This is a genomic window from Aquimarina litoralis (assembly GCF_019295435.1).
GTDB classification, from domain to species: Bacteria; Bacteroidota; Bacteroidia; order Flavobacteriales; family Flavobacteriaceae; genus Aquimarina; species Aquimarina litoralis_A.
On sequence record NZ_WEKL01000081.1, the window covers coordinates 1 to 11,250 of the forward strand.

Here is an 11,250-nt window from a genome sequence, read left to right on the forward strand (position 1 = left end):
CCGAATCATATATTTACAGGTTTAGATGCTGATGTTTATGATGTAGAGGTTTTATCGTATGATGGAGAATGTATAGATACACAACAGGTGACAATATCTCCTGCTGCAACCTTTACAGCTTCTGCGGTTTTGATTAGAGACTTGCAATGTAACCCTAATTATCAACCCAATATTAATTTGAATGACCCAGATTCACCAGAATACGATCCAACGGCACCTCCGTTTGATCCAGATGAATTTATTGCACTTATTCAAGTTAATGTTACAGGAGGTTCTGGAAATTTTGATTACAGTATTAGTAATCCAGTTTTTCAATTACTGTCTCCAGAACCATCTACTACGAATGTATTTCGTTTTACAGCTGCGGGAACTTATACAATAACAGTTACAGATCAGGATACTAGTTGTTTTGTCGATGCAAATCCGGTTACAGTAAACCCTTATACGCCAATAGAAGTTACAGTTACTGGTACAGATCCTGTTTGTCCTGCAGAACCTGGTTCAATTTTAGTTACAGTTACTGCCGGTGCAGGTCCTTATACCTATGATTTAGATAATGGAGCTCAAACAATAACAAGTAATAGTAATACTCAAACATTTACAGTTACTGCTGGAACTCATATTATCAATGTTTCTGATATTTTTGGTTGCCCTGCTGAAGAAGAATCTATTACGATTGGTGCTTCTACCTCGATCACAGCTGATATAGCGATTACAGAAGATTTAAGATGTGATGCTACTGGATCACCTTTTATTGCTGGAGAAATTACAGTATCAAATCCAGCGGGAGGAAATGGTAGTTATGAATATAGTATAGATGGTGTTGATTTTACGAATACTACAGGAGTTTTCGGAGGCTTAACAGCAGGCACTTATACATTATGGATACGAGATACAGATACGGCGGCATGTCCTGTTAATTTAGGAGATTTAACGATTGACCCATTACAAGAGGTTACAGATTTAGACTTTTCTCTTACCGCTGTTGTTTGTCCAGCACTAGAGTCTACAGTAACGGTTTCAGCTACAGGTACTAATGGTGCTAGTAGTTTTGAGTATAGGATTACAGCTCCGGCAGGAAGTGCGACAGCATTTAGCACGAATGACACTTATACATTACCAGCAGGTAATACGTATACTTTTGAAGCAAGAACAACTACAGATGGTTGTGTATACTCAGAAAGTTTCACAATAGACAATGTAGACCCTATAGCTGTAAATGGTACTCCAACGTCGGAGCCTACGTGTAATGGCGATACAGATGGTTCACTTTCTTTTGAAGTAACGGGTGTAGATTTAACAACGACGACCTATAGTTATGAAATTACAGGAGGTTCTATCCCTGTAGGCACGCCGATTACAGGTACAGGAGAAACAACATCTACAATTTCTGTTCCTGGATTAGGAGGAGGAAGTTATGTAATAACAGTTACAGATGACACAACAAACTGTACTGCAACAGATACAGTAGTTATTAATGAACCAACAGTCCTTGGCTTTACAGCAGATGTTGATGCTGCAGATTGTGGGGCTAGTACAGGTATTATAACGGTAAATGCTACAGGCGGTAATGGCGGATATCAGTATCAGTTGAGTGATGCGGCAGGTACGACAGTAATAGTTGCTTATCAGAACAGTAATGTTTTCAGTGGATTAGCGGGCGGTACTTATACCGTTTTTGTTAGAGATGGAAATACTGCAGCAGCATGTGAGTTTGATGATACGGTTGTTGTAGGAGAGACTTCACCAGGTACAATTACAGCAGTTGCTGGCGGAGATCCATGTTATGATACTACGGATCAGGCGAGTCAATGGATCACGATAAGTGGAGGTACAGGTCCTTTTGAATATGTTTTGGATGGAAATGCACCAGTTCCAGTTACATTCTTGGCTTCTCCACCGAATCCTGCGAACACATTTGAGATTACAGGATTGACACCAGGTACGTATACTATTTTTGTGAATGATGCGAATGGATGTTCTACGCCATCTATTACCTTTACGATAGCAGACCAGTTAACGCTAGTAGCGTCATTAACCAAGGATTTAGATTGTAGTGCTAGTCCAGATGCTGTTATAGATGTATCTACCACAGGTGGGAATGGAGGTAATACATTTTCTGTAGATTACAATGGAAGTACGGATGCTTTGTTTACGGGTACTTTTCCTTATAGTACAAATCGTGCTGGTACTTATGATATTACAGTTACAGATAGTGAAGGATGTGATGCGACAGATACGATTATAGTAAATCCGGCTCCAGATCCGGTAGCTACTGTTGTAGCGACGGATATTTTATGTAATGGAGACACTACTGGTGTTATTACCTTTACAATAGACACAACAGTTGGTACGGGTCCATATGAGACGAGTATAGACAATGGAGTTACTTTTTCTCCACAGACGGTTTATTCAGGCTTAGGAGCGGGGACCTATAATTATGTAGTACGCGATGCTAAGGAATGTACTTTAACGGGGAATGTAACAATTGATGAGCCATTAGCTATTAATGCTGATATTGATTTTACTCCGGTTACATGTACTGGAGCAGGATCCTTTACTTACGGTACGGTTATCGTTGATAATGTAGTTGGAGGTACAGTTACTACTACAGGATATACGTATACATTATTTAATTCGGATGGTACTTTAGTTAGTGCTGCTACTGCTCTTCCAGCAGTGTTTACATCGACAAACCCAGCTCCAGCTACAACCGCAACGACATTAACTTTTGGAGAGGTTGATTTTGGTACTTATTACATTACCGTAGAGGATGAGGTTGGATGTATATTTACAACTAATACGATTACAGTATCGAGTCCACCGGATGATTTACAGATATTATTTGATGCAGGTCCATCGGATTGTAATGCTAATGGAGCTGTTTATGACATTGCTATTGGTAATGGTAATCCTAATTTTGAGATCAGAATAGTAGGAGAGCCAGCACCATTAGGTAATTTTAGTCTTACCAATGGATTAGGTACACCACCACCGGCACCCTTTGTTGTGATTCCAGGGGCAGGAGGAAATCTACATCAGTTCGATGGTTTATTATTTGGTGTTAGTTATATAGTTGAGGTAAGAGATGGTGGAGGCTGTGTTTACAGAGAGACATTGACACCGCAGAGTAATGCTACTTCTCCTACAGTTACTTTAGATACGTTGAGTGATATTAGTTGTAATGGTCTGAGTGATGGTTCGATTACAGTTGATGTTACATCATTTGCTGGAGTAGGGTTACAATGGGAGTTATTTAATAGTGCAACGGGGGTTTCAGTTTTAACCGGAAATGATGCTGCTGCTACGGATCCATATTCATTGACTATTCCGAATTTAGGTATAGGTAATTATACATTAGCTGTGGCCACACCAACGGATCCATTCTGTACAGGTACGATAGACTTTAGTATTACCGAGCCACCGTTATTGGATATCATATTGGTTTCGCAGACAGCTGCGAATTGTAATATAGATGCCCAGGTTACTGTAGTTGGTCAAGGAGGTACACCACCATATCGATATGCTGCTGTAGTTGATGGAGCTCCGGCCCCAGGTATTGGAGCTTATGTTACAAATAGTACACTGTTATTGGATCCAGCCTTAGATTTAGATTGGGATATTTATGTCATAGATTCTAGTGCTACTGCTGCTGCTCCAGGTTTCTGTTCTGCAGGTCCATTGGATGTTACGATTACAGAGATAGCAGATCCTAATTTTGTAAGTGTTCCTGCGTTTGTAGATGACGCCTGTACGTTTGATAATAATTATACATTTACAGTTACGGCTACAGGTACAGGTACTTTAGAGTATGGTATTGATGACGGAGATCCATTAACACCAGATGCTCCTGTTTATGTAGCAGGAAATGTAAGTAATACAGAACATCAGTTTACAGTTACTGGACCAGGAATTTATAATATTTTCGTAAGAGACGCTAATGGTTGTACAGATACAGACCAGATGATTGTTTATCCTGAATTAATAGTGAGTGCTGATTTTAGTGTTGAGCCTACGTGTAGGGATTTCAATGGAGATATTACCGTTACCGTTAGTGGTGGTTCTGATTTTGCGACGAACCCAGKCAACTTCACCTTTGTATTAACAGGTACTGATAGTGCATCGGCTGCTGTTGGTCCTATTACTCAGAATGGAGCTGGTGGTAATGTATTTACTGGTTTATCAGTAGGTAGTTATAGTATTACTGTTACAGATTCAGGAATTGCACCTGCACCAGGATGTGATGCTACAGCTACAGTTACTAGAGAAATTCCAACAGATCCTACAGTTGCTTTAACGGGAGATAATCCAAATTGTGTAGGTTCTAGTGATGGATCTATATTGGTAACGACACCAGTAGGTACAGATATTCCATATACCTATCAGTTATTTGATTTCACAGGTAGTGTTCAGGGTGCTCAGATAGGTCCAGACCAGACRGATGATCCATTGTTTGATGGATTAGGMGCAGGCGAGTATTTAGTAGTAGTTACYTCTACGATTACGAGCTGTTCATCACAGAATAATATTACGCTAGTAGATCCTACACAGGTWACTGCGAGTGCGACCCAGAATGCTTATAGTTGTGCAGCAGACAAYAGTGATGTTTTCCCAGATATAACAGTTACGATAGTTGATGGTACGCCAGACTATACGATTTCCTATACAGGACCGGGTATTACAGTTAGTGATGTAGCGGTAGTTGATGCGGATGCTGTTACACCGGGCGTTCAGTTTATTATTGATGCAGATGTAGCAGGTAACTACGATATTACAGTTATGGATTCGAACAATTGTCCATTTGTAGTACCTACAGTTGTAGTTGATCCATTCCCAATAATGAACAATGCTTTAGTTACTCAAGTATCTGCTATTACGTGTGATGCTCCAAATGCTGAGGTTGTTACGGTTTCAGTAGATAGGATTTTAGGGAACGTTGGGGGTTATGAGTTTGATTTATTACCAGTAGGAGGTGCAGATGTTCAGGTAGTTGCAGAAGATCCATCAGGTACTACGAGTGCTACGTTTAACTTACCAGGAGTAGGTAGTTATGTATTTAGGATTACCGACTTGGATACGGGTTGTTCTATAGATACGGCTCCATATGAAGTAGCTCCCTTTGATTTGATAGTTGCTACGGCTTCTATAGTTACAGACATTGCATGTTTTGGAGACAGTAATGGTGAGTTGAATTTAGATATATCGATGTACACAGGTACGTATAATTATACAGTTACCAATACGGTTAGTGGTGCGGTTGCTGCGAGTGGATCAGGCGATACAGCTGTATCGAATCCATTATTGATAAGCGGATTACCAGCGGGTACCTATGAGATTTTTGTAGAGGCCTTAGATAGTCCATTCTGTGATGAGACGACGAATCGCGTTACGTTATCCTCTCCTGCGGAGTTGAGTGTTGTAGTGGATCCAGTTTCATTAGAGACGTGTAATCCTGGAGATGATGCATCTATTCAGGCAGTAGGCACTGGAGGTACCGGTACGATTGAGTATCAGTTAGAGCAACCAGCAGGCACCCCAATTATAGCTTATGGAGTAGTTAGTAATGGATTATTTGAGAACCTAGATGCAGGTACATATACCGTTCGTGTTCGCGATGCGAGTTTATGTGATGCCTCAGCAGATATTACGATTACTGCCCCAGTTAACACAGGAGTTGTTGCTGTTCAGACCTCACCATTGTTATGTTTTGACAGTGTTGATGCTGAGATTACGGCTACAGCAAGTGGTGGTCAAGGAGTAGGTACGTATTTGTTTAGCATTACGAATTCATCAGGGACGACTTCTGCACAGTTTACAAGTACAACCGATATGTATGTATTTACAGATTTAGGTCCAGACACATATACGATTACGGTTACGGATAATTTGAATTGTGATTCTAGTGCTACTGTTACGATTACCGCTCCTACGGAGGTTATGGTTAGTGTAGATACGTTACGAGATCCTAGTTGTACAGATCCTACGGCAGACATTCAGGTAACAGGATCAGGCGGTACTCCACCATATGAGTATAGTTTAGACGGCGTTACTTTTGTACCAGGAGATACCTTTACATCATTAGTACCAGGAGATTACCAGTTCTATGTACGAGATGCGAATGGTTGTATTGGTGGTCCATCGAATTTGGTACCGGTACGTGCTCCGGAGGACTTAGTAGTTGCTTTAGATTTAGGTAATACAGAAGTTATCTGTTTCAGTCAAGCTACGGGATCGATAGATTCAGAAGTTACGGGTGGTTTAGGTAATTATATGTATACCTTAACGGGTACAGATTACACAGGAGCAGCGGTAAATATAGGTCCACAGACGGAGAGTTTCTTTGGGGATTTATTAGCTGGGGATTATGTTTATAGTGTTACCAGTGAGGATTGTGGACCAGAGGACACCCCATTTAGTATTACCCAGCCAGAAGAATTTGAGGCAGAGGTAGAGGTTTTTGATATTACGTGTAATGGTGAATCAGACGGAAGGATAGAAATAGGTCCATTCGGTCCACCGGATGCTCCTGTTCAAGGAGGTACAGCCCCATATTTCTATTCGTTATATGATAGTTCAGGTACTGCTTTATTTTTATTCATAGAAGATGATAGTGACAATGAATTACGTCGTCATGTATTTGATGGATTAGGTGCAGGGACGTATCGAGTAGAGATAGAAGATTTTAGAGGATGTCCAATAACGATTACAGATTTAATTATCAGTGAGCCTTCCGCTATAGACGGTATGGTTATCTCCACGACTCCAGAATCTTGTGCAGGAGAGTCAGATGGTACCGCTACCGTTTCGATAAGCGGAGGTACTGTAGGACCAGATCCTATGAACCCTGTTTACTTCTGGAGTATAGATGGTACTAATTTCAATCCAGTATTGGATCCTACGAATTTAGTGATCACGGATTTACCAGGGGGTATTACTACCTTGTTTATACGTGACTTTACTAATAGTGCGAACTGTGAATTTCCATTAGCATTAGATATTACTCCAGGAGTTAATTTAGGAGCTGTTATGAGTTCAAGGATGGATTGTCCAGTTATAGATCCGATATCGGGTAATGTTACCGATGAGATTTATTATATAGACTTTATTTTGGATGATGATACGGTTACTACCGGAACGATTACGTATTATTTAATCAATCCTTCAGATGGATCGATTATCGATAATAACACTACCGGTACGTTTATTGTTACGCCAGGAGTTTATGAGGGGTTAGTTACTCATGATCCATCGTTATGTGATATGCCAGTTGCACAGATAGAGGTAGTAGAGTATACACCATTATCGGTACCGATCGCACAGATGACGGGTAATCCACAAGATCCGAATGAGTATGAGATTATAGTTACTGGAGGTAGTGGTGATTACATTTATTATGTAGCGATTATCCCAGAAGGCTTAACGGTTAATGATCTGACGGAAGCGGATTATAGAGAGTTAGACAGTAATATTTTCTCTATAGACGAGACTGCGGATTATGCGTTACGCGTTGTAGATACTATGGCCTGTGAGTCGATAGGAGTTCAGGAGTTAACCTTTATCAATATAGTTATTCCAAATTACTTCACACCAGATGGGGATGGGACAAATGATCTTTGGTATCCACGTCAGGATAGTTCAGATCCGGTTAATGATCCATTCTTCTTTAGTGATATGGAGGTTAAGGTTTTTGATAGATACGGAAGGTTGTTAGCGGAGTTTATTGGCGATGAAGAAGGTTGGGATGGTATTTACCAGGGTAGTGAGTTACCATCGGGAGACTATTGGTTTACGATCATTCTAAACGACAAGGATAATAGAGAATTTACAGGTCACTTTACTTTATACAGATAATAAGTATGAGAACGTACAGAAGATATATGATGAGGCTAGCTAGTGTTTTGTTATTAGTTATGTTAGCGATTAATAGTTACGGTCAGGAGTTTTTTGCACCTGTTCAGAATCAGTATATAGCGGACAATCCGTATTTGATATCGAGTGCCTATGCTGGTATTGGAGATTGTTGGCAGGTTCGCGCCTCTGGTTTTGAGCAATGGGTTGATATTGCGGATGCCCCAGGAACGCAGTCGTTATCTGTAGATGGTCGTATCTCGGATCGTTCAGGAGTAGGAGCGATATTATTTAATGATCAGAATGGATTTACGACCCAGAAGGGCGTTCAGTTATCGTTTGCACACCATTTAACGTTGAATGAGTATACGAATCAGTATTTATCGTTTGGTATTAGTTATAAGTTTACCCAGTTTGGTATTGACACTTCGGAGTTTAATGATGGAGATCCGAATCAGCCACCGAGTGAGAGTTTGGAGAATGTTACGGTTAACAACTCGAATTTTGACATTGGTATTTTGTATAGATTGGGGAGATTTTTCTTGAGTGCGAATGCTGTAAACTTATTACAGAAGCAGATAGATGATTTTAATCCTACGGAGCCCTCTACGATCCAGAATTATTATGTGTATTCAGGATATACGTTTTATGATCGTTTTAGTGACATTGAGGTTGAGCCTTCGGTGTTGTATCAGAGTTTTGCTGGAGATGGTAGGAGTACAGCAGATTTGAACTTGAAGGTTCGTAAATTACACCGTAGTGATTACTATTGGGCGGGAATTAGTTTACGCTCGTTAGTGGATCAGGATTTTAAGCCGTTATCGGTATCACCAATGATTGGGATTAAGAAGTCTAATTTTTATGTAGCGTATGGATATCAGGTGAACATCAATGAGGTTTTTGATGCGAGTAATGCAGCAGGCTCTCATATGATTACCTTAGGAATCGACTTCGGATGTAGACAAAGTAAGTGTGGATGTACCTACTAAATAATGTTAAATAATGTTAAATAAAACTTAATAATGTTTTAAATATCTTGTATTTCTAAAGATAGCAATTTGACGTTGCTATCTTTAGCATTTTTATTAATTAACGTAAACCACGACTTATGCGCCCCTTAGCAAAATGTTGTATATGGATACTACTGTTTTGTTGTTTCTATGAATCATTTGGACAAGTAGTTATAGGGAACAGAGAATTTGAAACAAGAGCTGCCAGTGAATTAAATATTAGAGGAGATCTAGTTCTAATTGGAAATGCAGTAACAGGATTAGATTCTAACCCTAATGGAGATAATAATACACCAGGAAATAATAATGGACAAAGCGTCGCATATATCGATATAGATGGTTTTGTCGATGAAGATGGAGATCTTGTTGATGATACATTTGGATCAAGTAGTGCAGATCTTATTTTACCTAGTGGTTGTGAACAAATACGGTACGCGGGATTATACTGGACCGCTACATATTATATCGAAAAATCTGATAGTAATAATCCTATCACGCAAGGTTTACCCTTACCCGATCCCAGACCTGATTTTAGAAGTGTCAAATTAAGAGTTCCAGGTGCAGCGAATTATGTGGATGTTCCTGTGGCTACCAATAGAGGTGTTATTTATGATGGTTATAGAAATACTGCAACAAATCCTAACGACCGTGCCGCTAAAGATATACCTTATGTATGTTATGCTGATGTAACAGACATTGTTACTTCTCTCGCAGATCCTAGAGGGACTTATACTGTGGCAAATGTAAGATCTGCGATTGGACCATCTGGTCCGGGTATCGCCTCTGGATGGACGTTAGTGTTAGTTTATGAGGATCCTACGGATACTGAAAAATTTATTAGTACTAGAGATGGGTTTAGACAAATTGGTTCAAATGACCCTCCAGTTACATTCTTATATGATAATTTTCAAACATTACCCGCTCCATTACCAGTAAATGCTAGATATGGTATTGCTGCTTTAGAAGGAGATACTAACTTTACGGGAGATGGTTTGGCAATTTTTTCCCAACCATTAGGTAATTTTGAGATTCCATTATTTGCAGATCCTGTAAATGATGTAACCAACTTTTTTAACAGTTCTGTTTCTGTAGATGGTGCTTACAATACTGCTCGTAGCCCTGCCTCGGAAAATACTTTAGGTTTTGATTTAGATATTTTTGATATCCCAAATACTGGAAATACTATTATAGGAAATAACCAAACTTCTGTAGAGTTCAGCTTGAGCACTGCAGGAGATAGTTACAGTGCATTTTTGAGCACATTTGCAGTAGAAGTTATTGAACCGGATTTAACTGTGTTTAAAAGAGTTTTAGATAATAACGCAGTGGATATTACTGGTGGAGATGTGGTTTTAGGCCAGCAATTATTTTATGAATTAACAATAGAAAATCAGGGAAACGAGGATATTACTAATGCTTTTATTGATGATATTTTACCAGCAAATGTTGATTTTGTAGGAGGCACAATTACTACGCCAGCGGGTGTTACAGCAACGCTTTTAAATGGAAATAGAGAAGTGCGTTTTGATTTTGATGATGGTGTGGTAGAACGATTTGATGCTCCCTTAACCATTCGTTTTGGAGTTGAAGTAGTTGCCAGTTGTGCTGATTTACGAGATGCTTGTAGTAATGAAATAGAGAATATTGCTACTTCAACCTATACAGGAGTTATTTCTGGTATCACTAGATCAGGAGAAGGTAGTGTTTTAAGTCAAGATGCTTGTCGCTTTGTGGAACCTGGAGCCTCTAACTTTTTAATTGATTTAGACAGTTGTGATGGTAATTTCAGCGCTTTTTTATGTACAGGTACTTTAGATTTAGTAGCTGGAGGAGGATTTCCAAACTATGTTTGGACGGATTTAGGTACGGGTATGGTTGTTGGAAATATGCAAACATTAACTGTTAGTGCATCGGGAGTGTATCGTGTTGATAAAACAGGTAATCCAGATTGTAATGATCTGTTCGAGATATGGACGGTTACAGCATTTAATACGGTTACCAACCCTATAGTTCCTATCGCTCAGGATCCATCTATAAATGGAAATGTACGTACATGTCCGATTACGGGAGATCCTTTGCCAGAGATTTTCTTATGTGGAGCTACGGACTCTCAGTATTTAGATTCAGGCTTTGTAGATGCTACCAATATTGTATGGGAGCGATTAGATCCAGCAGCATGTCCATCTGTTACAAGAGATGAGGATTGTCCTACTTTGGATAGCACCTGTGATCCTGATTGGGTTCAGGTAGCTACGACTAGGGATTTCACGGTTACCGAAGCTGGTGAATATAGGATTCGAGTAGAGTTTGATGGGAATTGTGAGATTGATTTTTACTTCAATGTCTTTAAGAATAATTTTGAGCCTAATTTGGTAATTGTTCGCGATATCGT

At 39.6% G+C, this 11,250-nt stretch carries 2 protein-coding genes and 1 pseudogene; all 3 read left to right on the forward strand.

The window, feature by feature from the left end:
* Positions 1-87: 87 nt before the first annotated feature.
* The gene (locus GBO31_RS22780; protein ID WP_219010914.1) at positions 88-7,851 is read left to right on the forward strand and encodes a T9SS type B sorting domain-containing protein; all 7,764 of its coding nucleotides are present in this window, start codon (positions 88-90) and stop codon (positions 7,849-7,851) included.
* A gap of 5 nt (positions 7,852-7,856) precedes the next feature.
* Complete coding sequence (locus tag GBO31_RS22785) at positions 7,857-8,837, forward strand: PorP/SprF family type IX secretion system membrane protein (protein WP_246615965.1); 981 nt, start codon at positions 7,857-7,859, stop codon at positions 8,835-8,837.
* A 119-nt stretch (positions 8,838-8,956) separates the two neighbouring features.
* Positions 8,957-11,250 (forward strand): annotated as a pseudogene (locus GBO31_RS22790) (T9SS type B sorting domain-containing protein); the annotation flags it as partial.